Raw genomic sequence first — 25,193 nt, forward strand, 5'->3', positions numbered from 1 at the left:
TTAACCACGGCTGGCGCTCGTTCCTTCAGAAGACTCCTTGCCAGCAGAGGCTGCCGATGACCTCCTTCCTCTCGCGCCTGATTCGCCCGAACCGGGCCAGCGCTTACCGGATCTTCGATGTCGAGCTCAAGACCATCGTGCCCCTGAGCCCTTCGCTGTGTCGTTTCGTCTTCACCGGCGAAGACATCGGGCAAATGACCACCCTGGCGCCGGACCAGCGCATCAAGCTGTTCTTCCCCTCCCCCGACGGCCAGCCACCACGACTCCCCCAGCACGAGAAATGGCAGCAGGCACGGCGCGACCTCCCGGCGGCGCAGACGCCCCCCATGCGCACCTACACGTTGCGCGCCCTGCGGCGCGCGCAGCATGAGGTGGAGGTGGATTTCGTCCTGCATGGGGTCAATGGCCCCGCCTCGGCCTGGGCGACCCATGCGCGCCCCGGTGATCGGCTGCAGATGGTTGCACCGAACCTTGCCTATGACGGCGACCCCGGCGGTTATGAGTGGAAGCCCCCACGCGAGGCACGGCAGATTCTGCTGGTGGGCGACGAGACCGCACTGCCGGCGATTGCCGGGGCGCTCGAACAGTTGGCCGACACCCGCCCGCACCTGGCGGTCGAAGCCTTCATCGAGGTTCCCCTGGAGCTGGACTGCCTTGACCTGCGCCACGGCCCGGCCACCCGGGTGCACTGGCTGCCCCGCGACGTGCTGGCCTGCGATCACGGCCAAGGCATGCTGCACGCGGTGCGCGAACTGGCCACGCTGCCGAACCCGACAGCGACCCGCAACGCCGAACTCGAGGAGGTCGACATCGACCAGCGCATCCTCTGGGAACTGGCCAGCGACAAGGCCGCGGCCTTTCATGCCTGGATCGCCGGGGAGTCGGCGACGGTGATGGAGATCCGTCGCTACCTGATCAAGGAGCGTGGCCTGGCGCGCGACAGCCTGACGCTGATGGGCTATTGGCGGGCCGGACGCACCCTGGAGTAGCATCGACCGCTATCGCACCCGCTGTATTCCAGGGCTCACACACCAAAAACGCTGTCGCACATCTGTAAATCGATGTCATGACAGCCGATTCCGCCGTCACCCCGCCGTTAACGACCGAATCCGGTCCCCTGCACCTGTACAAACGACACAAAAAAACCCTCTGCCTCGCGCATCCTGAGCCCGACTCCCGAGTCACGGACAGACCTACGCACTACACCGCCCTACAACCAATAACAACACCCAGGGACCACACCTATGCTCTCCATGCGAAAACGCTTCGGCGTCCTGCTGTTCTCGCTGTGTGCCACTGCCGTCCAGGCCAAGGAATGGACCGAAATCCGCTTCGGCGTCTTCCCCGAATACCCCCCCTTCGAATCCGTCGCCGCCGATGGCAGCCTGCAAGGCTTCGACATCGAGCTGGGCAACGCCATCTGCGCCAAGCTGCAGGTCAAGTGCACCTGGGTGCATAACGAATTCGACGGCATGATCCCGGCGCTACGTGCGCGCAAGTTCGACGCCATCATGTCGTCGATGGCCATCACCCCAGCGCGCCTGAAGCAGATCGACTTCACCGACCGCCTGTTCCTCAGCCCCACCTCGGTGGTGGTGCGCGCGTCCGCCGACTTCGGTGATACCCCCGAATCGCTCAAGGGCAAGCAGGTCGGCGTACTGCAGGGCTCGCTGCAGGAAGCCTATGCCCGCGCCGTGCTGACCCCGCTGGGCGTGCAGGTCAGGGCCTACCAGTCCCAGGACCAGAACTATGCCGACCTGCAGAACGGCCGCCTCGACGCCACCGTGACCGACCGCCTCGAGGCGCAACTGAACTTCCTCTCCAAACCCGAAGGCGCCGACTTCAAGAGCGGCCCGGCGATCAAGGACCCAAGCCTGCCACTGGACATTGCCATGGGCCTGCGCAAGACCGACCCGGAGCTCAAGGCGCTGCTCGACAAGGGCATCGCGGCGATCCACGCCGATGGCACCTATGCCGAAATCCAGAAGAAGTACGTGGGCGACCTGGACATCTACAACGAGTGATCGTCGCTGCCGGCGCTGGCCCCGACCTGCCCGCGACGCAGCCAGCTGCCGACATCGTCGATCCCCAAGCCATCCCGTCGCACGAGACCCTCTCATGAACGACTTGCTTTCTCTGCAAGGCTTCGGCCCGTTGCTGGCCCAAGGCACCTGGATGACCCTGAAGCTGGCATTCCTGTCGTTGCTGCTCAGCCTGCTGCTCGGCCTGGTCGGCGCCAGCGCCAAGCTGTCGCACTCCAAGCTGCTGCGTATCCCGGCCACCCTCTACACCACACTGATCCGCAGCGTCCCGGACCTGGTGCTGATCCTGCTGTTGTTCTACAGCATGCAGATCTGGCTCAACGACCTCACCGAAGCACTGGGTTGGGACTACGTTGAAATCGACCCTTTCGGCGCCGGCGTGCTGACCCTGGGCTTCATCTACGGCGCCTACTTCACCGAGAACTTCCGCGGCGCCATCCTCAGCGTGCCCGTCGGCCAACTGGAGGCAGCCACCGCCTACGGCCTGAGCCGTGCCCAGCGCTTTCGCCTGGTGCTGTTCCCGCAACTGATGCGTTTCGCCCTGCCAGGGCTTGGCAACAACTGGCTGGTGTTGCTCAAGTCCACCGCACTGGTGTCGATCATCGGCCTGGCCGACCTGGTCAAGGCCGCGCAGAACGCCGGCAAGACCACCAACGACATGCTGTTCTTCCTGTGCCTGGCCGGGTTGGTCTACCTGCTGATCACCACCCTTTCCAACCGCCTGTTCAAGCACCTTGAGCGGCGCTACAACACCGGCGTGCGGGGACTGGCACGATGATCGAACTCCTTCAGCAATACGGCATCGCCTATCTGTACAACGATGGCAGTGGTCTGTCGGGCCTGGCCATGACGCTGTGGTTGTTCCTGGCAAGCATGGTCCTGGGTTTCGTCCTTTCGCTACCCCTGGCGCTGGCGCGGGTATCGCGCCACAGCTGGCTGCGCGTGCCGGTGCAGGTGTACACCTTCGTGTTCCGCGGCACACCGCTCTATATCCAGTTGCTGATCTGCTACACAGGCCTCTACAGCCTGGAGGTGGTGCGCGAACACGCGCTACTCGACCAGTTCTTGCGCAACGCACTCAACTGCACCCTGCTGGCGTTCGTGCTCAACACCTGCGCCTACACCGTGGAGATCTTCGCCGGGGCGATTCGCAACCTGCCCGCCGGTGAGCTGGAGGCGGCCCAGGCCTATGGCTTGCGCGGCTGGAAGCTGAACCTGTTCCTGGTACTGCCCGCGGCCCTGCGCCGCTCGCTGCCGGCCTACAGCAACGAGCTGATCCTCATGCTGCATGCCACCTCGCTGGCCTTCACCGCCACCGTCGCCGACATCCTCAAGGTGGCGCGCGATGCCAACGCTGCGACCTTCCTGACCTTCCAGGCCTTCGGTGTGGCCGCGCTGCTGTACATGTTGCTGTCCTTCGCCCTGGTCGGCCTGTTCCGACTCGCCGAGCGCCGCTGGATGCGCTTCCTTGATCCCGTACGAGGCTGATCCCATGACCGCCACCGCACTGCCTTTGAACTTCGAACACGCGCCCTCCACCCAGGCCCATGCGAGCGCGATCAAGCTCAGCGTCGACGCCCTGCACAAGCACTACGGCGAGCATCAGGTGCTCAAGGGCGTATCGCTGCAGGCCCGCAAGGGCGACGTGATCAGCCTGATCGGCGCCAGTGGCTCGGGCAAGAGCACCTTCCTGCGCTGCATCAACTTCCTCGAACAGCCCGATGCCGGCAGCATCACCCTCGACGGCCAGACCCTGCAGATCCGCCCCGGCACCCGCACGCCGCCACCTGCGCAACTGCAGAACCTGCGCACGCGCCTGGCGATGGTGTTCCAGCATTTCAACCTGTGGAGCCACCTGACCGTGCTGGAAAACATTTGCCTGGCACCGCGCAAGGTGCTGGGCATCAGTGCCGCCGAAGCCCAGGCACGGGCACGCACCTACCTGGACAAGGTCGGCCTGCCCGCGCGCGCCGCCGAGCAGTACCCTGCCTTCCTCTCCGGCGGCCAGCAGCAGCGGGTGGCGATCGCCCGCGCACTGGCCATGGAACCGGAGATCATCCTGTTCGACGAACCGACCTCGGCGCTCGACCCCGAGCTGGTCGGCGAGGTGCTCAAGGTCATACAGACGCTCGCCGAGGAAGGACGTACCATGCTCATGGTCACCCACGAGATGGGCTTTGCCCGTCAGGTGTCCAGCCAGGTGCTGTTCCTGCACCAGGGACTGGTGGAGGAACACGGCAGTGCCGACATCCTCGACCACCCGCAGAGCCCACGCCTGCAACAGTTTCTCTCAAACCGTTTGAAGTGAAGTCACGCCGTATGGATAGCAAGGCCACCCGTTCCCCTGCCAACCCGCCGCTGGACCGCATCGATGAAGCGATCATCGATGTGCTGCGCCACCACGGCAGGATCACCTACGAGAAGCTCTCGACCCTCGTGCACCTGACGCCCAGGCCTTGCCTTGAGCGGGTGCGCAAGCTGGAGCGACGAGGTGTGATCCGCGGCTACGGTGCGATCATCGACCTGCAGCAGGTGTCGCCCGGCCTGTCGCTGTTGGTGCTGGTGGCCTTGTCCAACCAGAGCGGGCGTTCCGCCCAGCGTGCCTTCGAGGCCACCGTGCGGGCCTGCCCGCAGGTCTTTGAATGCCAGCTGATCAGCGGCCATTTCGACTACAGCCTGCGCATGCGCTGCCGCGACATGGAGCACTACCGGGTGCTGACCGAGGCCTGGATGAACGACGACGAACTGCACATCGACAAGCTGGTCGCCCACCCGGAGCTGGCGGCGGTCAAGAGCCTCGCACCACAAGCCTGAAACATCCTTGGGGGCCGCCTGGCGCCCCCTTCACCTCACCCACCCGCGCTTCACACCCCTTCCCTGCGCTAACCGGCACACCAGAGCCTCCGAGCTCGACTGATCGCCAACTGGTCAGACCGGTAAGTCCAAAAAGCCTTGCCAAGCGCCGAAATTCGCGCTTACATTTACCCCGCACTGGACAAACCGGTAAGACCACAATAATTAAGTCCTGCGCTCTTTCGCCCGCCAGCCCCTGGCGTGCATCGAAGCAGGGACACCGAATCAGAGATCCCTCCCATGCTCAAATGGTGCTCGCGTTCGATCTTCCTCCAAGTTGTCCTGGGCCTTGCCCTGGGCGTTATCTGCGGTCTCAGCTTTCCTGAAGTATCCCTGCAGCTCAAACCCCTCGGTGACGGCTTCATCAAGCTGATCAAGATGCTCATCGGCATCATCGTGTTCTGCGTGGTGGTCAGTGGCATCTCCGGCGCGGGCGACCTGAAGAAGGTCGGGCGCATTGGCCTGAAGTCGGTGATCTACTTCGAAATCCTCACCACCATCGCCCTGATCATCGGCCTGGTGCTGGCCTTCTCTACCGGCATCGGCCAAGGTGCCAACATCCACCTCGACCAGCTCTCCAGCGCCGACGCCGGTGCCCTGGCCGATCGCGGTGCGCACATCCACGGCGCCACGGCGTTCTTCATGGATCTGATCCCGACCTCGGTGATCGGTGCCTTCGCCGACAACAACATCCTCCAGGTCCTGCTGTTCGCCGTGCTGTTCGGCAGTGCGCTGAACCTGGTCGGCGAGTCGGCCTCGGGCATCTCGCGCCTGGTCAACGAACTGAGCCATGTGATCTTCCGCATCATGGGCATGATCGTGCGCCTGGCGCCGATCGGCGTGTTCGGCGCCATCGCCTTCACCACCAGCAAGTACGGCCTGGAGTCGCTGCAGCACTTGGGCGGGCTGGTGGCGCTGTTCTACATCACCTGTGCAGGCTTCGTGCTGCTGATCCTGGGCACGGTGATGCGGGTGTCGGGGCTGAAGTTGATCCCGTTCATCAAGTACCTGCGCGAGGAACTGACCATCGTCCTCGGCACCGCCTCCTCCGACGCCGTACTGCCGCAGGTGATGCGCAAGCTCGAACACCTGGGGATCGGCAGTTCCACCGTGGGGCTGGTGATTCCGACCGGCTATTCGTTCAACCTGGACGGTTTCTCGATCTACCTCACCCTGGCCATCGTGTTCATCGCCAACGCCACCGGCACGCCACTGGCCATGACCGACCTGCTGACCATCCTGCTGGTGTCGCTGGTCACCTCCAAGGGCGCCCACGGCATCCCGGGCTCGGCGCTGGTGATCCTGGCCGCCACCCTGACCGCGGTTCCGGCGATCCCGGTGGTCGGCCTGGTGCTGGTGCTGGCCGTGGACTGGTTCATGGGCATCGGCCGGGCACTGACCAACCTGATCGGCAACTGTGTCGCCACCGTGGCCATCGCCCGCTGGGAGAAGGATATCGACATGGAGCGCGCCAACAACGTGCTGGCCGGCAAGCCTGGCTTCGAACCGGTAGCGCGCAAGCAGGGCCAGGCCCATCAGCAGGAATTCTGACCGTACCAGGGCCGACGTTAAGCGCCGGCCCACAGGCGACAAGACTCAGGTTTCAATCAAGGAGCGAACCGTGATCAGCTCATCGACCGTCGTCAACTCCGTGGTGGAAAAGCTGCGCAAGGCCCTGGCCCGCGGTCAGTGGCGCAGCGGCGAAATGCTGCCCGGCCAGCGCGAGCTGGCCGAACAACTGGGCATCAGCCGCCCCAGCCTGCGCGAAGCGGTGATCGTTCTGGAAACCCTCGGGCTGGTACGTTCGATGCCCGGCAAAGGTGTGCTGGTGCTGGAGGCCGACGCCACCCTGACACCAGGCACCGAGGGTGTCGGCGCCGCCAGCCTGGCCGATGTGCTGGAGCTGCGCTACACCCTCGAGCCCTTCATCGCCGGGCTGGTCGCGCAATCGGCGGGCAACCAGGACATCGGCCAGTTGCGCCTGACCCTGGTGGACCTGCGCGAAGCCGTTGACGCCAGCGACAGCGAGGCAGGCGTGGCCGCCTACATCGCCTTCCACGAAGCGCTGTTCGCGCTGACCACCAACCCGATCTTCCAGAGCGTGGTGCAGCAGACCAGCAACGCGCTCAAGCAGAGCGCGGCGATGCTGCGCGACTCCCCCGAACACCTGGCCGCACGGCTCGAAGAGAACGAGGCCGTGGTGCGCGCCATCCGTGCACGCAACAGCGCCCAGGCCAGCGCCCAGATGCGCCGGCACATCCTCGCCGAAGGCCAGCGCATGGGCATCGAACTGAACATCCCGGACGACCATCCGGACCCGCATCTTTGACGTCAGGAGAGCGACCATGACCGCCTTCGCCCACGCCGACCCGCGCCTGCCCCAGCTGATCAAGACCGGCGAAGGCCGCCTGGGCGCCGAACAGATCTACCCACGCCTGTTCGACGCCATCCTCGAACAGCGCCTGCCCCCTGGCAGCGCCCTGCCCGAGCAGGCGCTGGGCAATGCTTTCGGCGTCAGCCGCACCGTGATCCGCCGGGTGCTCGGGCGTCTGGCCGACCAGCAGGTGGTGGTGCAGCGCCCCAGCCACACCGCACACCTGGCCGCACCCGATCCACAGCAAGCGCGCCAGGTACTCAGTGCCCGGCGCCTGGCCGAAACCACGCTGATCGGCCTGGCCACCCAGCGCGCGCGCCCGGGGCAGATCCGTCAACTGCGCCAATTGGTGGAGCGCGAACGCCTGCACTACGAGCGTGGCGAGCGCTGCACGGCCATCCGCCTGGGCGGCGAATTCCACCTCAAGCTTGCGCAGATGGCCAACAACGCGCCGCTGGCGCGCTTTCTCAACGGCCTGGTGCCGATGACCTCGCTGATCATCGCCCGCTACGAGTCGCCCTGCTGCGAGCACTGCGCCTGGGAAGAGCACGCGGCAATCATCGACGCGGTGGAAGACGGCGACAGCACCGCGGCGCTTGAGCTGATGCACCAGCACCTGGACCGCCTCGAAGCCAAGCTCGACCTCGATCAGAGCGTGCGCGCGTAACGTTTGCGGTAGTCCGCCGGGGTAACTCCGACATGCCGCACGAAAGCGCGGCGCAGGGTGTCGACATTGGCGAAGCCACACAAGGCCGCCACCTGCTTGGGCGGCTCGCGTCCGCCCTCGAGGCGTTCGCGCGCGGCATTGACCCGTGCCAGTTCCACCCAGGCCGCAGGGGTCATGCCGACATCGGCCTGGAACAGCCGGGCGAAGTGCCGCGGGCTGAGGCCCGCCCGCTGCGCCAGGCTGGCGATGCTGTGATCCTCGGCCGGATTGGCCGCCACATAGCGCTGCAACCCCTGAAGCACCGAGCGACCGACCGGCGAAGAGCCACCCTGGCGACTGAACTGCAATTGCCCACCCGGACGCTTGAAGTACATCACCAACTGCCCTGCCACCTGCTTGGCGAGTTCTCGCCCCAGGTCTTCCTCCACCAGGCTCAACGCCAGGTCCAGCCCGGACGTCACACCCGCCGCAGTGCGCACCTTGCCGTCATGGACCTGGATCGCATCGGCCTCCACCTGCACCTCGGGATAGCGCTCGGCCAAGGCCTCGGCGACCGCCCAGTGCGTGGTGATGCGTCGGCCATCGAGCAGACCGGCAGCAGCCAGGGCGAAGGCCCCGGTGCAGACCGATCCGTAGCGCCGGCAACTGGCGGCACGCCCACGCAACCAGTCGAGGATACCGCTGCGCAGATGCTGGCTGGCCGCCTGTGGCGTACCGGCGATCAGCAGGGTGTCGATGGGCTCAATGGTGTCGCCGATCCAGCCATCGGGCAGCAGGCGCGCGCCGGACGAACTGACCAGCGGGCCGGGCTCGCAGGCCAGCAGGCGCAGGCGATAGACCTCGCGACCGGCCTGGCGGTTGGCCTCGGCGAAGACATCGAGCGGGCCGCTGGCGTCGAGCAACTGGACACCGGGCATGGCCAGGATGGCGAGGGTCAGTGAGGGCATCTGGAGATCCTGTAGGAGCGCGAAAAGGCTGACAGCGACAGCATAAGACCCCAGCCTGCCCATCGCGCAGGCCATGTCCGTCGCAAACCGACAATGGCAGGATCTGGCGTATAACGTCAATTGAGGACATACCCCCTCACCGCCACACTGACTCCACCACCAACCACCCCAAGGAGTCACCCATGTCCACCTCCATCGCCGGTATCCAGGTACCCGACAGCGCCATGGCCCGCGAGATCACCGAACTGGTCCGCGACACCGCCTCGCCATTGCTGTTCCACCATTCCAGCCGGGTGTTCTACTTCGCCGCCCTGGCCGGCAAGCGCCTGGGCCTGAAGTTCGACAGCGAACTGCTGTACTGCGGCTGCATGTTCCACGACATGGGCCTGACCCATCAGCACAGCAGCGACTGCTGCCGCTTCGAGGTCGACGGCGCCAACGTCGCCCGCGACTTCCTCAAGGGCCACGGCATCGCAGAACGCGATATCGAGCGGGTCTGGACCGCCATCGCCCTGCACACCACACCGGGTATTCCCGAATTCATGCACCCGCTGATCGCGCTGGTTACCGCCGGCGTCGAAACCGACGTCCTTGGCCTGCACCATGAAGGGCTGAGCACCGCCGAGCGCGACGCCGTGGTCCAGGCCCATCCCCGTGGCGAGCAGTTCAAGGAAGCGATCATCCAGGCCTTCTACGATGGCATCCGCCACAAGCCGCAGACCACCTTCGGCAACGTCAAGGGCGATGTCATCGCCGACAAGGAACCGGGCTTCCATCCCGGCAACTTCTGCAGCGTGATCCGCCAGTCCTGCTGGCCAAGCTGAGGCCTCGCTGGCCAAGGCTTGCCGGGCGCCTTACCATGCGCCCGGCAAATCACACGCCAGGAGGCCTTATGCAACACACCATCGCCCCAGTCGGCGCAGAACAGTTCGAGCGCCTGACCGAACTGTGGGAAGCCTCGGTGCGGGCGACGCACGATTTTCTTCCCGAAGGCTACATCGAACGCTTGCGCCCGCTAGTGCGCGACCAGTACCTGGGCTTCGTCCAACTGCGCGCCGAGTACGATCAACAGGGCCGGATCCGTGGCTTTGCCGGGGTACACGAGGGCAAGTTAGAGATGCTTTTCGTCGACCCGACCTACCGCGGCCAGGGCATCGGCAAGGCCCTGTTGGCCCAGGTCGTCGCCGAAATGGGCGTGCGCGAGGTCGATGTCAACGAACAGAACCCGCAGGCCGTGGGCTTCTACCTCAACCAGGGCTTCGTCCAGACCGGACGCAGCGAAGTCGATGGGCAGGGCGATCCGTATCCGCTGCTGCATCTGAAACGCGAGGGCTGAACATGGCTTTCGAACTGCAAAAGGGGGCCGCTCTGCGGCCCTTCCCGCTTCTATAATCAGAAGACCTCATCCAGCCTCTACCCAGGGAGGCTACCAGCGTGAACCCGCGCATCCCCCTGTTGCTGCTGTGCCTGCTGCTGACCCTGGCTGGCTGCGCCGGCAAACGCTCCCCACCAGCCCCGCCCCCGGTCACGCTCACCCCCGCCCTCTGGCAACAGATCGACCAGGACCTGATTGGCGCCTCGGTTGCCGCCACCGGCTCGGCCAGCGACTATGCCCGTCGCTCGATGAGGGTCTGGCGCGAACAGGTGCAGCAACGTACCGAAAGCGACTTCATCCCCTGGTTCACCGGCTACTGGACCCAGCAATGGCTGACCCTCAAGGTTGCCTGGTTCAAGTTGAACAGCGGCAACGGCAGCGACCCGCCCGAAAAACGTTTGGCGCTCTACCTGCAGGAGCAGTACCACGAGCGGGTGATCGAACCGGTCGCCGAGCAGATCAACCCCGAAGGCATCCGCGACCGTGCCAGCGAGCTGTACCTGCAACTGTTCGCCCAGCAGTTGCCGACGATCATCCAGCGCTACAACGCCCCGCCTGATCAGGTCAGCCAACGCCTGAATCACCTTGCAGCCATCGCCCTGGGCCCACCTGCGGCCAGGGACGCGACGCTCTACCAACTGCTGCGCGCCCAGTCACTGGACCAGCAGCCCGCCTGGCAGGCGCTGCGCCAGCACCTGCACGACCAGGCCGCCAAGGCACCCGGGCAAACCGAGGTGGGGCTGTCGTCGGTGGCCACCCGGGCCAGCGAAACACTCGGCGCCACCCTCGCCCCGCGCGGCATCGCCAGCGCGGTGGCGGCGGCAGTAGGCAAGGCCGCCGGGGCGATGATCTCGGTGGCGGTGGCCGGTTTCGGCATGATGACCCACGACCGCGATCATCCACAGATGGTCGAGCAACTGCGAGTGATCCTCAACGTGGCGCTGAACGAGGAATGGCGCGAGCTCATGGAGAACCGCCAGAGTGGCGCCCTCTCGGGGGTGTACTACCTGTCGGGGCAGGTCGAGGATGGCCTGCTGTCGGGCGCAGGCCGGCCCTGACGCCTCAGGCCACGGCCATGGCCGAGGTCGGCAGGCCGAAGATGCGGTCGAACGCCCAGTTGTAGACGAAGGTGTAGACCGGCACCAGCACGATGAACGCCAGGTCCACCACGAACGCCTCGACCAGGCTCATGTCCAGCCACCAGGCAATCAGCGGAATCAGGTACAGCACCAGCGTCAGCTGGAAGCCCACCGCGTGCGCCACTCGCCGCGCCACGCTGCGACCGCGCTTGGCCTGGCGGCTTTCCCAGCGCTCGAACAGGCTGTTGTAGACCAGGTTCCAGAGCATCGCGATGGTGGTGATCATCACCGCCAGTGGCCCGGTGTGCGAGGCCGGGGTTTCGGACAGGTAGGCCAGGCCCAGCGTGGACATGCACAAGCCAATGAGTTCATAGAAGGTCACGTAGACCAGTTTGCGTTTGACGCCTTGCACCGTGACGACCTCGGGATACAGTGAATGAAGGCGCGGAGAATGAATCAATAATCTTGACAGAAAAAGTCAGCACCTTTCAGATTTACTGAAAGGAGACTTGCATGAACTTTTCCAGCGACAACATCCAACTGTTCCTCGCCGTGCTCGACCGCGGCTCGTTCTCTGCCGCCGCACGGGTACTGGGGCGGGTGCCGTCGGCGGTCAGCATGGCAATCGGCAATCTGGAGGCAGAACTGGGCTACGCCCTGTTCGAGCGCGGTGCCCGCGAGGTGCGCGCCACCGACCGCGCCCGCGCCCTGGAGCCGCACGCGCGGCTGATCACCGAGCAACTGGGGTTGCTGCAAGTGCATGCGCTCGAACTGTCGCGAGGGCTGGAAAGCAGCCTGGCCATCGCCGTGGTGCCGGACATCAACCCCCGTCCACTGCTGACAGCCATCGCCCGGCTGGGCGAGCGCTACCCGCTGCTCGACATCGAACTGCTCAGTGCCCCGCAGGAGGACGCCCTGCAACTGCTCGACAGCGGCCGCGTCAGGTTGTGCCTGGCCTTTGCCGGGTTGCAGGTCGATCCGCGCCGCAGTTTCCAGCACCTGGGCACCGAGTCGCTGGTGGCCACCTTGTCGCCTCACCATCCAGCCCTGCGCCAAGGGCGTATCCGCGACCTGGAAGACCTGGTGAACATCCGCCAGATCCTGGTGCATAGCCGTGACCTGCCACTGCGCGACACCCGCTCACTGATCGGCACCGCGCACTGGCGCACCGACAGCGTCGACCTGGCCCTGCAGATGGTCGAAGCAGGGCTGGGTTGGGGCGACCTGCCTGCGGCCAGGGTCATGCCACGGGTAGAGGCCGGCCGGCTGGTGCGCCTGGCGTTTCGCAACACCCGCAACGAGCTGCAGCTACCCGTGCATGTGCTGTGGCTCAAGGAGCAGCCACTGGGGCAGGCTGCTCGGGCGCTGGTGGAGTTGCTGGCTGCCGGCTGATCCGTCCATGACCACCCGTCGGCCAGAACGACGTCTAACTCAACCATTTGGCCCGCAGGGCGATACCGATTCCGACAGGCACCGCCACGCGCCACGAGTGCACGGCGGGCTCCCCAGCATCGGCTCAAGGTCTCGAAACATGAACCTGAAGTTCCGCCACAAGATTCTCCTCAGCGCCTGCGGTGTCGTGGTATTGGCATTCGCATTGTTCACCCTCTACAACGACTACCTGCAACGCAACACCATCCGCCAGAACATCGAATCCTCCGTGCAGCAGGCCGGCGCACTGACGGCCAGCAGCGTGCAGAACTGGATGAGCGGACGCATCCTGATCCTGGAGAACCTCGCCCAGGATATCGCCCAGCAAGGCACCGGCAGTCAGGTCGCCGGGCTGGTCGACCAACCCTCCTACACCAGCAACTTCCAGTTCACCTACTTCGGCCAGAACACCGGACTCTTCACCCAGCGCCCCGACGCACAGATGCCCGAAGGCTACGACCCGCGCAAACGCCCTTGGTACACCGCCGCCGCGAGCGCCAACCAGACCCTGCTGACACCGCCCTACCAGGCATCGGTCGGCGGGCTGGTGGTGACCATCGCCATCCCGGTCAAGGCCCGCAGCAATGGCGAGCTGCTCGGAGTGGTCGGGGGTGACCTGAGCCTGGACAGCCTGGTCGACATCATCAACGCCGTGGATTTCGGCGGTATCGGCCACGCCTTCCTGGTCGACCGCGAAGGCCAGGTGATCGTCAGCCCCGACAAGGACCAGCTGATGAAGAACCTCAAGGACATCTACCCCGGCAGCTCCCTGCGGGTCGAGCCGGGCATGCAGGACGTGACCCTCGGCGGCGAAGAGCGGATCGTCTCCTTCACTCAGGTCAAGGGGCTGCCTTCGGCGCAGTGGTACATCGGCCTGTCCATCGACAAGGACAAAGCCTACGCCGCCCTCGGCCAGTTCCGCAGTTCGGCCATCATTGCCATGATCATCGCGGTGGCCGCCATCGCAGCCGTGCTCGGCCTGCTGATCCCACTGCTGATGCGCCCGCTGACCACCATGGGCCGCGCCATGCACGATATCGCCGAAGGCGAAGGCGACCTCACCCGTCGCCTGCAGGTGCAGCACAAGGACGAGTTCGGCGAACTGGCCGCAGCCTTCAACCGCTTCGTCGAGCGTATCCACGCCTCGATCAGCGAAGTGGCCTCGGCCACCCGACAGGTGCACGACCTGTCCGAACAGGTGATGAGCGCTTCCAACGCCTCGATCAACGGGTCCGAGGAACAGAGCCTGCGCACCAACAGCGTGGCAGCGGCGATCAATCAGCTCGGCGCCGCCACCCAGGAGATTGCGCGCAACGCCGCCGATGCCTCGCAGCACGCCAGCGGCGCCAGCGATCAAGCCAACGACGGGCGCCAGGTGGTGGAGGATGCGATCAGCGCCATGACCGCGCTGTCGCACAAGATCAGCGAGTCGTGCGAGCAGATCGAAACCCTCAACGCCAGCACCGACGAGATCGGCAAGATCCTCGACGTGATCAAGGGCATCTCTCAGCAGACCAACCTGCTGGCGCTCAACGCCGCCATCGAAGCCGCTCGCGCCGGGGAAGCCGGGCGAGGCTTTGCCGTGGTCGCCGATGAGGTGCGCAACCTGGCACACCGCACCCAGGAGTCGGCCGAAGAGATCCACCGCATGATCACCAGCCTGCAGGTTGGCTCGCGCGAGGCGGTGCACACCATGAACGCCAGCCAGGTCTCCAGCGAGCAGACCGTGCAGGTGGCCAACCAGGCAGGTGAGCGACTGGCCAACGTGACCCTGCGCATCGGCGAGATCGATGGCATGAACCAGTCGGTGGCCACGGCGACCGAGGAACAGAGCGCAGTGGTCGAGAGCCTGAACCTGGATATCACCCAGATCAACGCCCTCAACCAGCAAGGGGTGCAGAATCTCAACGAAACCCTGCGCCACTGCGATGCCCTGAGCCAGCAGGCGGGACGCTTGAAGCAGTTGGTGGGCAGTTTCAGGATCTGAAACTGCTTCACGGTTCCCCTGTAGGAGCGGGCTTGCCCGCGAAAAAGACAGCGCGGTGCCTGGCACGGGCTACGCCCGTGTTCGCGGGCAAGCCCGCTCCTACAGGGGAACAGTGAAGATGCCGCGTTATAACCTAATAACCAACAATTCTATTTGGCTATAAAGAACAATCTATATCCTGCTCCCATCCGACAACGGGCTAGCGGGCAGATTGAGTAACGTATGGATGTAGGTTCTTTCGGTTTCACCATTGCCGGGCTGGTCGTGGGTTTCATCGTCGGCATGACCGGCGTCGGCGGCGGCTCGCTGATGACCCCGATCCTGCTGTGGTTCGGTATCAACCCTGCCACCGCCGTGGGCACCGACCTGCTCTACGCGGCAATCACCAAGGCCAGTGGCGTCTGGGTGCATGCGCGCAACAAGAACATCGACTGGAAGATCACCGGCTGGCTGAGCCTGGGCAGCGTGCCCGCGGCAGCGCTGACCCTGTGGTTCCTCAGCACCCTGCATGCCGACACCTCGGCACTCAACGCCATCATCAAGCAGGGCCTGGCGGTGGTGCTGATCCTTACCGCCCTGGCGATCCTGTTCAAGTCGCGCCTGCAGGCCTTCGCCAGCAAGCATGCAGGCGATCACTACCACCTCAGCGACCGCAGCCTGAACCTCCTCACCGTGATCACCGGTGTGGTGCTCGGGGTCATGGTCACCCTGACCTCGATCGGTGCCGGCGCCCTGGGCACCGTGGCGCTGTTCCTGCTCTACCCCTTCCTGGTGACCCGGCGCCTGGTCGGCACCGAGATCGCCCACGCGGTCCCCCTGACCCTGGTCGCAGGCCTGGGCCACGCGGGTATGGGCAACATGGACTGGTCGCTGCTCGGCTACCTGCTGCTCGGCTCGCTGCCGGGCATCTACCTCGGCAGCCACCTCACCGGCCGCATCTCCGATCGTGTGTTGCGTCCCTGCCTGGCGGGCATGCTGCTGTTGATCGGCTACAAGCTGGCCTTCTGATACTCCGGCGCCTCAGGCCGGCGCAAGACGCAGGCGCCAGATCTGTGTACGGCTGAGTTCGAGCCGTGAGCACGGCGGGACGTCGATACACTGGTAGGCCCCGAGCGAACTGCCGAGCACTTCGACCATCGCGGCACGCATCACCATCGGATGCGTGACGGCCCACCAGTCACCGGGCGTGTCGAACGCCTCCAGCCAGTGCGCCACGCGCTTGTGCAGCGCGGCGAAGGACTCTCCACCATGGGGCGCCGCGTCCACATCGACCTGCCACCACGCCAGGGCTTCGCGCTGCTCGCGCTGCAACTGCTTGAGCGCAACGCCCTGCCAATGCCCCATGTCACAGTCGGCCAGCGCCGTCTCGATACGCACTTCGGGGGCGAGCCAGGCGGCGGTTTCACGGGCGCGCAGTTCGGGCGCGCTGAGCACCTGCACGCCCTCGGGCACAGCCTTCAACAACGGGGCATCACCCAGCACGGGATCGTCGCTCAACGGAAATCGCCCGGTTTTCTGGGCGCGGGTCAGGGCATGGCTGATCAGGGTCAGACGGACGGCTTTCACCTTGGAGCTCTCTGGCAATGAGGATTAGGGCATCGAGGAACGCTGCGCTAAGATCGCCAGTCTAACCCAGGCAATTAGCCATCAGAGTCGATTCGATGACCATCACCTCCCGCCCTCCTCCCGGTCCTGTCCTGCTCGCGCTGCGTGAAGGTACGCAGGCCTGCCACAAGACACTGGAGGCACGCCTGCCATTTTTCAGCGAAGGTTTCGACCACGATGCCTATCGCCGCCTGATCGAGGCGTACTACGGCTTTCACGCACCGCTCGAAGCATTGTTGGCGACGCACCAGGACAGTGGGCGCAACAAGGCGCCGGCACTGTGCCGCGACCTGCAGGCACTCAAGCTGAGTGCCGAGCAGATCGACACGCTGCCGCTGTGCCGGCACTTGCCCGCCATCACCGATGAGGCCAGCGCGCTGGGTGTGATGTACGTACTGGAGGGCTCCACCCTCGGTGGCCAGGTGCTCAAGCGTGCCATGGCGCAGCGCCTGGGTATCGACGCCGACAGCGGCGGTGGTTTTCTCGATGTGTATGGCAGCGCCACCGCCAGCCAGTGGCGCGGCTTTCTCGAACGCCTGGATCGGCACCCCCTGCCACCCGAAAATCAGGCCCGCACCGTGGCTGCGGCAGTCGCTACCTTCACCTGCTTCGAGCGCTGGCTGGAGCAGCGCGCGGTGTTGTTGCAGGCAATTGAATGCTAAGCGCCACCGTTGATCGACCTGAAAAACGTCACATACCCTGTAGGAGCGGGCTCGTCCAGCGATCGGGCGCGAAGCGGGCGTAGATCAGGCAACCGGGGTATTCCTGAAACACCTCGAAGCCCGGCTTTACGGCCGCTACGCGCCCGATCGCGGGACGAGCCCGCTCCTACACATATCAGAACGAAATATTCAACGCCGCAAACAGCGCCCTGCCCGGCTGGTTGTAGGTGTTGGCACCTGCGCTGCTGGCATTGCCGCCGCGCAGGATCTGCTTGTCGAACAGGTTGTTCACCCCCACCCGTACATCGTAGTTGGCGTTGAACCTGTACCCGGCACTGACATCCACCAGCCCATAGGCCTCGACGTCCTTCTGCGCCGCATCGTCATAGCGCTCCTGGGTGCGATAGTTCCAGGTCGGCGACTTCTGCTTGCCGAACCAGGTGCCCGCCAACTGCAGCGACAGCTTGTCGGTCGCGCGCCAGTCCAGGGTGGAGTTGAGCGTGTACTCGGGGATCACCGACAGCGGCTCGCCAGTTTCACGGTTGTCGTTGTCGAGCATCCAGGTCAGGTTGGTGTTCCAGTCCAGGCTCGGGGTCAGCTCGATGAACAGGTTGCCCTCGAGACCTTCCACCCGCGCCTTGCCGGCGTTTTCCCACTGGGTCACACGACTGCCGCCATTGATCGCGTAGACCACATCGGTGCCGCCGATGATCTTGTTCTGGTAGTCGTTGCGGAAATAGGTCGCGCTGGTGCGCCAGGTGCCGCGGTCATACAGCAGGCCGATCTCCTTGTTGACGCTGATCTCAGGCTTGAGGTCGGCGTTGCCCTGCAGGTAACAGCCGCCGGAGTTGGTCTGCCGCACGCTGCAGCCATTGCCGCGGCTGTAGAGCAGGTAGTTGGGGTTGGACTGGTACAGGTTCGGCGTCTTGTAGGCACGGGCGATGCCGCCCTTGAAGGTCAGTTCGTCGGTGATCTTGTGCGACAGGTTCAAGCTGGGGCTGAAGTTGTCGCCGAACGTCTCGTGGTGATCGAAACGCAGGCCAGGAGTGACGGTGGTTGCGCCGATGATGATGTTGTCCTCGACGAACAAGGCATGGCTGCGTGCCTGCATCTTCGAATCGCTGCGGTCGAAGCCTTCGATCGCGTTGTTGCCAGTACCTGTTGGGTCGGAGCTTTGCGGACGAAGCGAGCCCTGGTCGTTGAGGGTTTCATAGAGGTACTCGCCGCCGACGGTCAGCACGTGCTCCGTGGCACCCATTGCGAACGGCAGGTTGACCTCGCTCGACAGGCGCGTGTTGCGCAAGCGCGAGAATGCCGCATCGTTGCCGTTGATCGCCCCTTCGGTACGCCCGGCCATGCCCTCATTCAAGCGCCAGTTGCGCACGTATTCATAGGCCAGCACGGTCTTGCTGGTGCCCCAGGTGAAATCACCCAGGTGGGTCAGGTCGTAGGTGTTGCGCTGCATCACGTTGGTCTCGTGGCCATACAGGCTGGAGATCAGTTCCGGGTTGCCACCGCCGTTGCTGTTCATGGTGTCGCCAGCGTAGATATTGCCCTGGCGGCTGTAGCCTGCGCTCATTTCCAGGCGATGCTCGTCGTTGAGCTTCCAGCTCAGCAGGCCGTTGATATCCTTGTTGCGCACACCCTCGCGCCCCGCCACGGTCGAGCTGCCGGCGTGTGCGGCGTTGATGTCCAGATCGTCGGCGTCGGTCTTGGCCAGGCCGCCGTAGAGACGAAAACCAAGCGTGTCGGTCAGGCCGCCACCGAGGTTGAAGTTGGCCCGGCGGCTGGCGCCCTCGGCGCTGTCCTCCGGCATCAGGGTGTACAGGCTGACATTGCCCTTGAGTGCTTCGCTGGGGCGCTTGGTGATGATGTTGACCACCCCGCCCATCGCACCCGAGCCATAGCGCGCCGCCGCAGGGCCACGCAAGATCTCGATGCGCTCGACCGCTTCGGCTGGCACCCAGTTGGTTTCGCCGCGGGTATCGCGGTCGCCGTTCCAGCCATAGCGCACCGCGTTGCGTGCACTCGATGGCTTGCCATCGATCAGGATCAGGGTGTTTTCCGGGCCCATGCCGCGCAGGTCGATCTGCCGGTTGTTGCCACGGGCGCCACTGGCACTGTTACCGGTGAGGTTGACCCCCGGTTCGCGGCGGATGATGTCGGACAGGTCATTGGCCGGCGGGCGGCGCTTGATGTCCTCTTCGGTGATGACCGACGATCCCAGCGCCTGGCGCGCTTCGCGCTCGGCGGTCACCAGCGTATCCTCGATTACCAGCGCCTGCTCGGCGAATGCTGAAGTCGCTGCCACAGGCGCGGTCAGGGCGACGATGGCCAGGGCCAGGCGGTGCGGGGAAGATCGGGTGTGCATCGGTACATCTCCTGAAATCGTGTGCGAGAAGCAAGCCACGCCCCGGTCGGCGGGCCCCTCGCCCACCGGCCCGGCAAAAGGCGGGTCCGTCAGGGATGGTGAATATAACGATTCTCAAATAGGTTTAAATCTTATTTACGAAATTTACAGATTGCCCGTAAACCCGCCTGGCAGACACCCGTACCCGAGGCGGGCTAGACCAGCACCGCGCCCAAAGCATTGATGGCCTGCACCAGCTGTGGCGCGTCACCCTGTACCCGTACCGCCAGCCCTTCGATCTCGCGACGGAACGGATACTGCTTGCGCAGCAGGTCGAATGCCGCACGTTGCTCGGTGGGATCCTCGCTCAGGCTGCGACGAAAATCCGCATCGTCGCGACGCGGGTCGTAGACCGCACGGCACAGGGTTGCCAGCGCCCAGGCCGGGTCGGCGCTGGCATCGAAGTCCAGGCGTGCCAGAGCTGGCGACGGCAGCAGGTCGGCCAGTTGCACCTGCTCCGGCAAACCTTGCGAACGGCAGAAAGCCTGGTAGATCTGCGCGGTCCCGCGCTGCTTGCCATCGAGGCTATAGCCAGCGATATGCGGCGTGGCCAGGGTGCACAGGTCGGCCAGCGCCAGGTCGACCTGCGGCTCGCCCTCCCAAACATCCAGCACCGCGTGGACATCCTCGCGGTGCAGCAGCAGCTCGCGCAGGGCGTCGTTGTCCACCACCGGCCCGCGGCTGGCATTGATCAGCCAGGCCCCTGGGCGCAGGCGGGCCAGTTGCTGCGCACCGAGCAGATGCCAGGTCGGATGTTCGCCGCCGCGTTGCAGCGGGGTATGCAGGCTGATGGTGTCACACTGCTCAAGCAACGTGTCCAGGCTGACGAAATCGCCCTCTTCGCTGGCTGCGCGCAGCGGATCGCACACCAGCACCCGCCAGCCCAGGCCCCGCAGTACACGGACCAGACGCCCGCCCACCTCACCGGCTCCGACCACGCCATACACCCGCTTGGGCAGCTCCACGCCATCGAGCTCGGCCAGGGTCAGCAGGCTGCCCAGCACGTAGTCCACCACGCCGCGGGCGTTGCAGCCAGGCGCGCTGCTCCAGTGGATACCGGCCAGGGCGAAGTAGTCGAGATCGAGGTGGTCGGTGCCGATGGTGCAAGTGCCGACGAAGCGCACCTTGCTGCCTTCGAGCAGTTGCCGGTCGACGCGGGTGACCGAGCGCACCAGCAGCAGATCGGCATCCCTGACGCAGGCGGCATCGATGGCCCGGCCGGGGTAACGGCGGATTTCGCCGAATCCAGCGAAGAAGGCATCGAGCAGCGGGATATTTTCGTCGGCAACGATCAGCATGGGTGCTCTCCTGTCAGGGGAGCGCAGTGTAGGCGCTGTGGCCGACGCGATCCAGCTCAGTCGGCCTTCTTGCGTATCCAGTACAGGTAGGTGCCGGCGTCTTCCTGCTGTTGCACCAGTTCATGGCCGAGGAAGGTGCAGAACTTGGGGATGTCGCGGCGGGTCGAGGGGTCGGTGGCGATGACCTTGAGCAGGCCGCCGGCAGCGAGGTTGCGCACGTGCTGATGCAGCATCATCACCGGCTCCGGACAGTTCAGGCCGGTGGCGTCGAGGGTCGCGTCTGGGGTGAAGTCGGTCATGGTGGGCTCCGCAAATTGAGGGGTATTGTCGCGCAAACCGCGTGCAGGTCAAACAGGGGCCGCAGCACGGCCCCGATCGCTTCAGCGCGGCTTGAGGTCGAGCCGGCGAAGGTGGCAAGTGACCTCTTCACGGTCGTGGTACAGCTGCTTGCAGGCGATCGACACCTTGACCTTGCGCGCCTTGAACGACGCCTCGATGCGATCGAGCAACTTGCGCACTTCGGCGTGACGCTGCTTCATTGGCAGTTTGAGGTTGACCACGGCCTCGCGGCACAACCCCTCGCCCAGCCAGGTTTCGATCAGCGAGGCCGTGCGTGCGGGCTTCTCGACGATGTCGCAGACCATCCAGTCAACGGTCTGCTTGGGCTTCCAGGTAAAGCCGTCGGCCATCAGGTGCTGCACCAGCCCGGTGTCCATCAGGCTTTCGGCCATCGGACCGTTGTCGATGGCGGTGACCAGCATGCCGCGCTTGACCAGTTGGTAGGTCCAACCGCCCGGCGAGGCGCCCAGGTCGACGCCGGTCATGTCGTCGTTCAGGCGTTGGTCCCATTGATCGCGCGGAATGAACTGGTGCCAGGCTTCTTCAAGCTTGAGGGTCGAGCGGCTCGGCGCCTCGCGCGGGAACTTCAGGCGTGGGATGCCCATCGGCCAAAGCGCCGAATTGCCCGCCTCGGCCAAGCCGAGAAACACCCGCCGACCGCTGATGAAGGTCAGCAGCAGACGTGGTTTGCTGGCGTCATCGACCAGGCGCCCGGCTTTCTCCAGCGCCTTGCGCAGCGGCACTTCGAACTTGCGGCAGAAGGTCGACAGCTCCTTGCCATCGTTGCTGTCGAGCACCTCCAGCCACAGGCTGCCACACACCGGCAGGCCCGCCAGGTGTTCGAGCAGCACGCTGATCCGGTCGGTTTCCGGCAGCTCGACGAAGTCGCCGCGCGCCCATTGGCGCGGGAAGATCAGCCGGTCGAAGCGCAGCTCACGCATCAGACGTTCGGCGCCGCCCTCGTCGAGGCAAACGAACTCGGCGCTGGCGCTCTGCGGCTTGCCCTTGGCATAGCCGGCCACACCCAGGTGCGCGGCGTGTTCGCTGATTTCGGCGCAGACCTCGCCCTCGAAGCCGGGCCGGCAATGCATGAACAGGGTATTCATCTCTTACTCCACATCTCTGGCGCAGACAGCGTCAGGGCGGCGAATGATAAAGGAAGTTCGGAACCTGCGACACGCCCCGCAGGTCCAGAACAACGTCAGGCCCGCCAAAGCGGTCTAACCTGACTGTTCAGCCTGGCCCGTGCCGTGCGGGCCGATACAGAGCGGTGACACCGGCAACCACGACTGCCGGGCACCGGAGCACAAGGAGTTGGCAATGCCCTCGCTCGATAGCCTGAAAACCCTCAAGACCCTCCAGGTGGCCGACCGCGCCTACCACTATTTCAGCCTCACCGAGGCCGCCAGCCAGTTGGGCGACCTGCAACGCCTGCCCATGTCGCTCAAGGTCCTGCTGGAAAACCTGCTGCGCTGGGAAGACGGTAAAACCGTCACCGGCGACGACTTGCGAGCGCTGGCCGGCTGGCTGAAAGAGCGGCGCTCCGACCGCGAGATCCAGTATCGCCCCGCGCGGGTACTGATGCAGGACTTCACCGGCGTGCCCGCCGTGGTCGACCTGGCCGCCATGCGTGCGGCCATGGCCAAGGCTGGCGGCGATCCGCAGCGGATCAACCCGCTGTCGCCGGTGGACCTGGTGATCGACCACTCGGTGATGGTCGACCGCTACGCCACCGCCGAAGCCTTCGAACAGAACGTCGACATCGAGATGCAGCGCAACGGCGAACGCTACGCCTTCCTGCGCTGGGGCCAGAGTGCCTTCGATAACTTCCGCGTGGTGCCGCCGGGCACGGGTATCTGCCATCAGGTCAACCTGGAGTACCTCGGCCGCACCGTGTGGACCCGCGAGGAAGACGGGCGCATCTACGCCTTCCCCGACACCCTGGTCGGCACCGACTCGCACACCACCATGATCAACGGCCTGGGCGTGCTCGGCTGGGGTGTCGGCGGCATCGAGGCGGAGGCGGCGATGCTCGGCCAGCCGGTGTCGATGCTGATACCCGAGGTGATCGGTTTCAAGCTCACCGGCAAACTGCGCGAAGGCATCACCGCCACCGACCTGGTGCTGACGGTCACGCAGATGCTGCGCAAGAAGGGGGTGGTCGGCAAGTTCGTCGAATTCTATGGCGACGGCCTGGCCGACCTGCCCCTGGCCGACCGCGCCACCATCGCCAACATGGCGCCGGAATACGGCGCCACCTGCGGCTTCTTCCCGGTCGATGACGTCACCCTCGACTACCTGCGCCTGTCCGGTCGCCCTGACGAGACCGTGCAACTGGTCGAAGCCTACTGCAAAGCCCAGGGCCTATGGCGCCAGCCGGGCCAGGAACCGCTGTTCAGCGACAGCCTGGCGCTGGACATGCACGAGGTCGAAGCCAGCCTCGCCGGGCCCAAGCGCCCGCAGGACCGAGTGGCGCTGTCCAAGGTCAGCCAGGCCTTCGACGGCTTCATCGAACTGCAACCCAAACCCCTGGCCAAAGAGGTCGGACGCCTGGAAAGCGAAGGAGGTGGCGGTGTTGCCGTGGGCAATGCCGACCAAGCCGGCGAGATCGACTACACGCACAATGGCCAGACCCACAAACTGCGCGACGGCGCGGTGGTAATCGCGGCCATCACCTCCTGTACCAACACCTCCAACCCCAGCGTGATGATGGCCGCCGGGCTGGTCGCCAAGAAAGCCATCGAGAAAGGCCTGGCACGCAAACCCTGGGTCAAGAGTTCGCTGGCGCCAGGCTCGAAAGTGGTCACCGACTACTTCAAGGCGGCCGGCCTTACCCCCTACCTGGACCAGTTGGGCTTCGACCTGGTCGGCTATGGCTGCACCACCTGCATCGGCAACTCCGGCCCACTGGACGACGCCATCGAGAAAGCCATCGGCAGCGCTGACCTGACCGTGGCCTCGGTGCTGTCGGGCAACCGTAACTTCGAAGGCCGGGTGCACCCACTGGTCAAGACCAACTGGCTGGCCTCGCCACCGCTGGTGGTCGCCTATGCCCTGGCCGGCAGCGTGCGCGTGGATCTCACCCAGGATGCCCTGGGCACTGGCAAGGACGGCCAGCCGGTGTACCTGCGCGATATCTGGCCCAGCCAGCAGGAAATTGCCGACGCGGTGGCCAAGGTCGATACCGCCATGTTCCACAAGGAGTATGCCGAGGTGTTCGCCGGTGACGCCCAGTGGCAGGCCATCGAAGTGCCCCAGGCCGCCACCTACGTCTGGCAGGACGACTCCACCTACATCCAGCACCCGCCCTTCTTCGACGATATCGGCGGCCCGCTGCCGGACATCGGCGACGTGCACGGGGCGCGCATCCTCGCGCTGCTCGGCGATTCGGTGACCACCGACCATATTTCCCCGGCAGGCAACATCAAGGCCGACAGCCCGGCCGGCCGCTACCTGCGCGACAAGGGCGTAGAGCCGCGTGACTTCAACTCCTACGGCTCACGTCGCGGCAACCACGAAGTGATGATGCGCGGCACCTTTGCCAACATCCGCATCCGCAACGAAATGCTCGGCGGCGAGGAAGGCGGCAATACATTGCATGTGCCCAGCGGCGAAAAACTGTCGATCTACGATGCAGCCATGCGCTACCAGGCAGAAGGCACGCCGCTGGTGGTGATCGCCGGGCAGGAATACGGCACCGGCTCCAGCCGCGACTGGGCTGCCAAGGGCACTAACCTGCTGGGGGTCAAGGCCGTGCTGGCCGAAAGCTTCGAGCGCATCCACCGCTCCAACCTGGTGGGCATGGGTGTACTGCCCTTGCAGTTCAAGGCCGGGGATGATCGCAAGCGCCTGGGCCTGACCGGCAAGGAGCGCATCGACGTACTAGGGCTGACCGGCGCGCAGATCCGCCCGGGCATGACCCTGCAGTTGCGCATCCTGCGCGAGGATGGCCAGCCGCAGGAGATCGAGGTGCTGTGCCGGATCGACACGCTCAATGAAGTCGAGTACTTCAAGTCGGGCGGGATTCTGCACTACGTGCTGCGGCAACTGATCGCCGGTTGAAGGGAAGGCATCGCGGGTTCGCTCGCGATGCCTCTGCGACGTGTCCTGGCGTCCTCGGGGTG

General features: G+C 65.1%; 24 protein-coding genes. 17 read left to right on the forward strand and 7 right to left on the reverse strand.

Features of this window, described 5'->3' with window-relative positions; genetic code table 11:
- Positions 1 to 56 precede the first annotated feature (56 nt).
- The 9 genes from HU748_RS06255 to HU748_RS06295 all read left to right on the forward strand — a co-directional run bounded on the left by HU748_RS06255 (position 57) and on the right by HU748_RS06295 (position 7,936).
- Positions 57 to 989 carry a siderophore-interacting protein gene (locus HU748_RS06255; protein WP_186719715.1) on the forward strand — a complete coding sequence of 311 codons (933 nt, stop codon included), beginning with the start codon at positions 57 to 59 and terminating at the stop codon, positions 987 to 989.
- 255 nt (positions 990 to 1,244) lie between these two features.
- Positions 1,245 to 2,024: an ABC transporter substrate-binding protein gene (locus HU748_RS06260; protein ID WP_186719717.1), complete on the forward strand. Its 780-nt coding sequence runs from the start codon at positions 1,245 to 1,247 to the stop codon at positions 2,022 to 2,024.
- 94 nt (positions 2,025 to 2,118) lie between these two features.
- Positions 2,119 to 2,820 (forward strand): ABC transporter permease, encoded by a 702-nt coding sequence (locus HU748_RS06265; protein ID WP_186669643.1) that lies wholly within the window; start codon positions 2,119 to 2,121, stop codon positions 2,818 to 2,820.
- A complete protein-coding gene (locus HU748_RS06270; protein ID WP_054892428.1) occupies positions 2,817 to 3,530 on the forward strand; it encodes an ABC transporter permease in 714 nt (237 codons plus the stop codon). Before HU748_RS06265 ends, HU748_RS06270 begins: the two co-directional genes overlap by 4 nt.
- Before the next feature lie 4 nt (positions 3,531 to 3,534).
- Complete coding sequence (locus HU748_RS06275) at positions 3,535 to 4,350, forward strand: ATP-binding cassette domain-containing protein (RefSeq protein WP_238343293.1); 816 nt, start codon at positions 3,535 to 3,537, stop codon at positions 4,348 to 4,350.
- Positions 4,351 to 4,361: 11 nt separating this feature from the next.
- Positions 4,362 to 4,856: an Lrp/AsnC family transcriptional regulator gene (locus HU748_RS06280; protein ID WP_186711661.1), complete on the forward strand. Its 495-nt coding sequence runs from the start codon at positions 4,362 to 4,364 to the stop codon at positions 4,854 to 4,856.
- 279 nt (positions 4,857 to 5,135) lie between these two features.
- Positions 5,136 to 6,446, forward strand: a complete 1,311-nt coding sequence (locus HU748_RS06285) for a C4-dicarboxylate transporter DctA (RefSeq protein ID WP_186719718.1) — start codon at positions 5,136 to 5,138, stop codon at positions 6,444 to 6,446.
- 70 nt (positions 6,447 to 6,516) lie between these two features.
- Positions 6,517 to 7,224, forward strand: a complete 708-nt coding sequence (locus tag HU748_RS06290; RefSeq protein WP_186719719.1) for an FCD domain-containing protein — start codon at positions 6,517 to 6,519, stop codon at positions 7,222 to 7,224.
- A gap of 16 nt (positions 7,225 to 7,240) precedes the next feature.
- The gene (locus HU748_RS06295; protein ID WP_186711658.1) at positions 7,241 to 7,936 is read left to right on the forward strand and encodes a GntR family transcriptional regulator; all 696 of its coding nucleotides are present in this window, start codon (positions 7,241 to 7,243) and stop codon (positions 7,934 to 7,936) included.
- Here HU748_RS06295 and HU748_RS06300 read toward each other — a convergent pair.
- A complete protein-coding gene (locus HU748_RS06300; RefSeq protein ID WP_186719720.1) occupies positions 7,918 to 8,883 on the reverse strand; it encodes a helix-turn-helix domain-containing protein in 966 nt (321 codons plus the stop codon). The genes HU748_RS06295 and HU748_RS06300 overlap by 19 nt on opposite strands.
- 182 nt (positions 8,884 to 9,065) lie before the next feature.
- On the opposite strand from HU748_RS06300, the gene HU748_RS06305 reads away from it, so the two are divergent.
- From HU748_RS06305 to HU748_RS06315, 3 genes are all read left to right on the forward strand, one after another.
- Entirely contained in the window at positions 9,066 to 9,707 is a 642-nt protein-coding gene (locus HU748_RS06305; RefSeq protein ID WP_186719721.1) for an HD domain-containing protein, read from the forward strand.
- A 68-nt stretch (positions 9,708 to 9,775) separates the two neighbouring features.
- The gene (locus HU748_RS06310; RefSeq protein WP_186711657.1) at positions 9,776 to 10,219 is read left to right on the forward strand and encodes a GNAT family N-acetyltransferase; all 444 of its coding nucleotides are present in this window, start codon (positions 9,776 to 9,778) and stop codon (positions 10,217 to 10,219) included.
- Positions 10,220 to 10,317: 98 nt separating this feature from the next.
- The gene (locus HU748_RS06315; protein ID WP_186719722.1) at positions 10,318 to 11,316 is read left to right on the forward strand and encodes a hypothetical protein; all 999 of its coding nucleotides are present in this window, start codon (positions 10,318 to 10,320) and stop codon (positions 11,314 to 11,316) included.
- Positions 11,317 to 11,320: 4 nt separating this feature from the next.
- Here HU748_RS06315 and HU748_RS06320 read toward each other — a convergent pair whose 3' ends face one another.
- Complete coding sequence (locus HU748_RS06320) at positions 11,321 to 11,749, reverse strand: PACE efflux transporter (protein WP_186666685.1); 429 nt, start codon at positions 11,747 to 11,749, stop codon at positions 11,321 to 11,323.
- A 101-nt stretch (positions 11,750 to 11,850) separates the two neighbouring features.
- On the opposite strand from HU748_RS06320, the gene HU748_RS06325 reads away from it, so the two are divergent.
- The 3 genes from HU748_RS06325 (at position 11,851) to HU748_RS06335 (ending at position 15,763) form a co-directional block, all read left to right on the forward strand.
- Positions 11,851 to 12,729 (forward strand): LysR family transcriptional regulator, encoded by an 879-nt coding sequence (locus tag HU748_RS06325; RefSeq protein WP_186719724.1) that lies wholly within the window; start codon positions 11,851 to 11,853, stop codon positions 12,727 to 12,729.
- 139 nt (positions 12,730 to 12,868) lie between these two features.
- Complete coding sequence (locus tag HU748_RS06330; protein WP_186719726.1) at positions 12,869 to 14,755, forward strand: methyl-accepting chemotaxis protein; 1,887 nt, start codon at positions 12,869 to 12,871, stop codon at positions 14,753 to 14,755.
- A gap of 222 nt (positions 14,756 to 14,977) precedes the next feature.
- Positions 14,978 to 15,763: a sulfite exporter TauE/SafE family protein gene (locus tag HU748_RS06335; protein WP_054892440.1), complete on the forward strand. Its 786-nt coding sequence runs from the start codon at positions 14,978 to 14,980 to the stop codon at positions 15,761 to 15,763.
- A 12-nt stretch (positions 15,764 to 15,775) separates the two neighbouring features.
- On the opposite strand, the gene HU748_RS06340 is transcribed toward HU748_RS06335, so the two are convergent.
- On the reverse strand, positions 15,776 to 16,321 hold the full coding sequence (locus HU748_RS06340; RefSeq protein ID WP_186711802.1) for a histidine phosphatase family protein: 546 nt from the start codon (positions 16,319 to 16,321) through the stop codon (positions 15,776 to 15,778).
- A gap of 95 nt (positions 16,322 to 16,416) precedes the next feature.
- Here HU748_RS06340 and HU748_RS06345 point away from each other — a divergent pair, with 95 nt between their 5' ends.
- The gene (locus tag HU748_RS06345) at positions 16,417 to 17,022 is read left to right on the forward strand and encodes a biliverdin-producing heme oxygenase (RefSeq protein ID WP_186719728.1); all 606 of its coding nucleotides are present in this window, start codon (positions 16,417 to 16,419) and stop codon (positions 17,020 to 17,022) included.
- A gap of 175 nt (positions 17,023 to 17,197) precedes the next feature.
- Here the strand turns inward: HU748_RS06345 and HU748_RS06350 are convergent, their stop codons facing one another.
- From HU748_RS06350 to rlmM, 4 genes are all read right to left on the reverse strand, one after another.
- A complete protein-coding gene (locus HU748_RS06350; protein WP_186719730.1) occupies positions 17,198 to 19,393 on the reverse strand; it encodes a TonB-dependent siderophore receptor in 2,196 nt (731 codons plus the stop codon).
- Positions 19,394 to 19,587: 194 nt separating this feature from the next.
- Positions 19,588 to 20,730, reverse strand: a complete 1,143-nt coding sequence (gene pdxB / locus HU748_RS06355; protein WP_186719731.1) for a 4-phosphoerythronate dehydrogenase PdxB — start codon at positions 20,728 to 20,730, stop codon at positions 19,588 to 19,590.
- Between the two features lie 56 nt (positions 20,731 to 20,786).
- On the reverse strand, positions 20,787 to 21,029 hold the full coding sequence (tusA, locus tag HU748_RS06360; protein ID WP_054892445.1) for a sulfurtransferase TusA: 243 nt from the start codon (positions 21,027 to 21,029) through the stop codon (positions 20,787 to 20,789).
- Positions 21,030 to 21,110: 81 nt separating this feature from the next.
- Positions 21,111 to 22,175 carry a 23S rRNA (cytidine(2498)-2'-O)-methyltransferase RlmM gene (rlmM, locus tag HU748_RS06365; RefSeq protein ID WP_186709939.1) on the reverse strand — a complete coding sequence of 355 codons (1,065 nt, stop codon included), beginning with the start codon at positions 22,173 to 22,175 and terminating at the stop codon, positions 21,111 to 21,113.
- Between the two features lie 214 nt (positions 22,176 to 22,389).
- Here rlmM and acnA point away from each other — a divergent pair, with 214 nt between their 5' ends.
- Positions 22,390 to 25,131 carry an aconitate hydratase AcnA gene (gene acnA, locus HU748_RS06370; protein ID WP_186719733.1) on the forward strand — a complete coding sequence of 914 codons (2,742 nt, stop codon included), beginning with the start codon at positions 22,390 to 22,392 and terminating at the stop codon, positions 25,129 to 25,131.
- Positions 25,132 to 25,193: the final 62 nt, after the last annotated feature.

Source organism: Pseudomonas sp. RW3S2 (genome assembly GCF_014268955.1).
Taxonomy (GTDB): domain Bacteria; phylum Pseudomonadota; class Gammaproteobacteria; order Pseudomonadales; family Pseudomonadaceae; genus Aquipseudomonas; species Aquipseudomonas wayambapalatensis.

What these genes read in the sequence shown, in the direction of transcription:
- HU748_RS06255 (WP_186719715.1), top strand. Translation starts at nt 57, where the DNA reads ATGACCTCCTTCCTCTCGCGCCTGATTCGCCCGAACCGGGCCAGCGCT.
- HU748_RS06260 (WP_186719717.1), top strand. Translation starts at nt 1,245, where the DNA reads ATGCTCTCCATGCGAAAACGCTTCGGCGTCCTGCTGTTCTCGCTGTGT.
- HU748_RS06265 (WP_186669643.1), top strand. Translation starts at nt 2,119, where the DNA reads ATGAACGACTTGCTTTCTCTGCAAGGCTTCGGCCCGTTGCTGGCCCAA.
- HU748_RS06270 (WP_054892428.1), top strand. Translation starts at nt 2,817, where the DNA reads ATGATCGAACTCCTTCAGCAATACGGCATCGCCTATCTGTACAACGAT.
- HU748_RS06275 (WP_238343293.1), top strand. Translation starts at nt 3,535, where the DNA reads ATGACCGCCACCGCACTGCCTTTGAACTTCGAACACGCGCCCTCCACC.
- HU748_RS06280 (WP_186711661.1), top strand. Translation starts at nt 4,362, where the DNA reads ATGGATAGCAAGGCCACCCGTTCCCCTGCCAACCCGCCGCTGGACCGC.
- HU748_RS06285 (WP_186719718.1), top strand. Translation starts at nt 5,136, where the DNA reads ATGCTCAAATGGTGCTCGCGTTCGATCTTCCTCCAAGTTGTCCTGGGC.
- HU748_RS06295 (WP_186711658.1), top strand. Translation starts at nt 7,241, where the DNA reads ATGACCGCCTTCGCCCACGCCGACCCGCGCCTGCCCCAGCTGATCAAG.
- HU748_RS06300 (WP_186719720.1), bottom strand. Translation starts at nt 8,883, where the DNA reads ATGCCCTCACTGACCCTCGCCATCCTGGCCATGCCCGGTGTCCAGTTG.
- HU748_RS06305 (WP_186719721.1), top strand. Translation starts at nt 9,066, where the DNA reads ATGTCCACCTCCATCGCCGGTATCCAGGTACCCGACAGCGCCATGGCC.
- HU748_RS06310 (WP_186711657.1), top strand. Translation starts at nt 9,776, where the DNA reads ATGCAACACACCATCGCCCCAGTCGGCGCAGAACAGTTCGAGCGCCTG.
- HU748_RS06325 (WP_186719724.1), top strand. Translation starts at nt 11,851, where the DNA reads ATGAACTTTTCCAGCGACAACATCCAACTGTTCCTCGCCGTGCTCGAC.
- HU748_RS06330 (WP_186719726.1), top strand. Translation starts at nt 12,869, where the DNA reads ATGAACCTGAAGTTCCGCCACAAGATTCTCCTCAGCGCCTGCGGTGTC.
- HU748_RS06335 (WP_054892440.1), top strand. Translation starts at nt 14,978, where the DNA reads ATGGATGTAGGTTCTTTCGGTTTCACCATTGCCGGGCTGGTCGTGGGT.
- HU748_RS06345 (WP_186719728.1), top strand. Translation starts at nt 16,417, where the DNA reads ATGACCATCACCTCCCGCCCTCCTCCCGGTCCTGTCCTGCTCGCGCTG.
- HU748_RS06350 (WP_186719730.1), bottom strand. Translation starts at nt 19,393, where the DNA reads ATGCACACCCGATCTTCCCCGCACCGCCTGGCCCTGGCCATCGTCGCC.
- pdxB (WP_186719731.1), bottom strand. Translation starts at nt 20,730, where the DNA reads ATGCTGATCGTTGCCGACGAAAATATCCCGCTGCTCGATGCCTTCTTC.
- tusA (WP_054892445.1), bottom strand. Translation starts at nt 21,029, where the DNA reads ATGACCGACTTCACCCCAGACGCGACCCTCGACGCCACCGGCCTGAAC.
- rlmM (WP_186709939.1), bottom strand. Translation starts at nt 22,175, where the DNA reads ATGAATACCCTGTTCATGCATTGCCGGCCCGGCTTCGAGGGCGAGGTC.
- acnA (WP_186719733.1), top strand. Translation starts at nt 22,390, where the DNA reads ATGCCCTCGCTCGATAGCCTGAAAACCCTCAAGACCCTCCAGGTGGCC.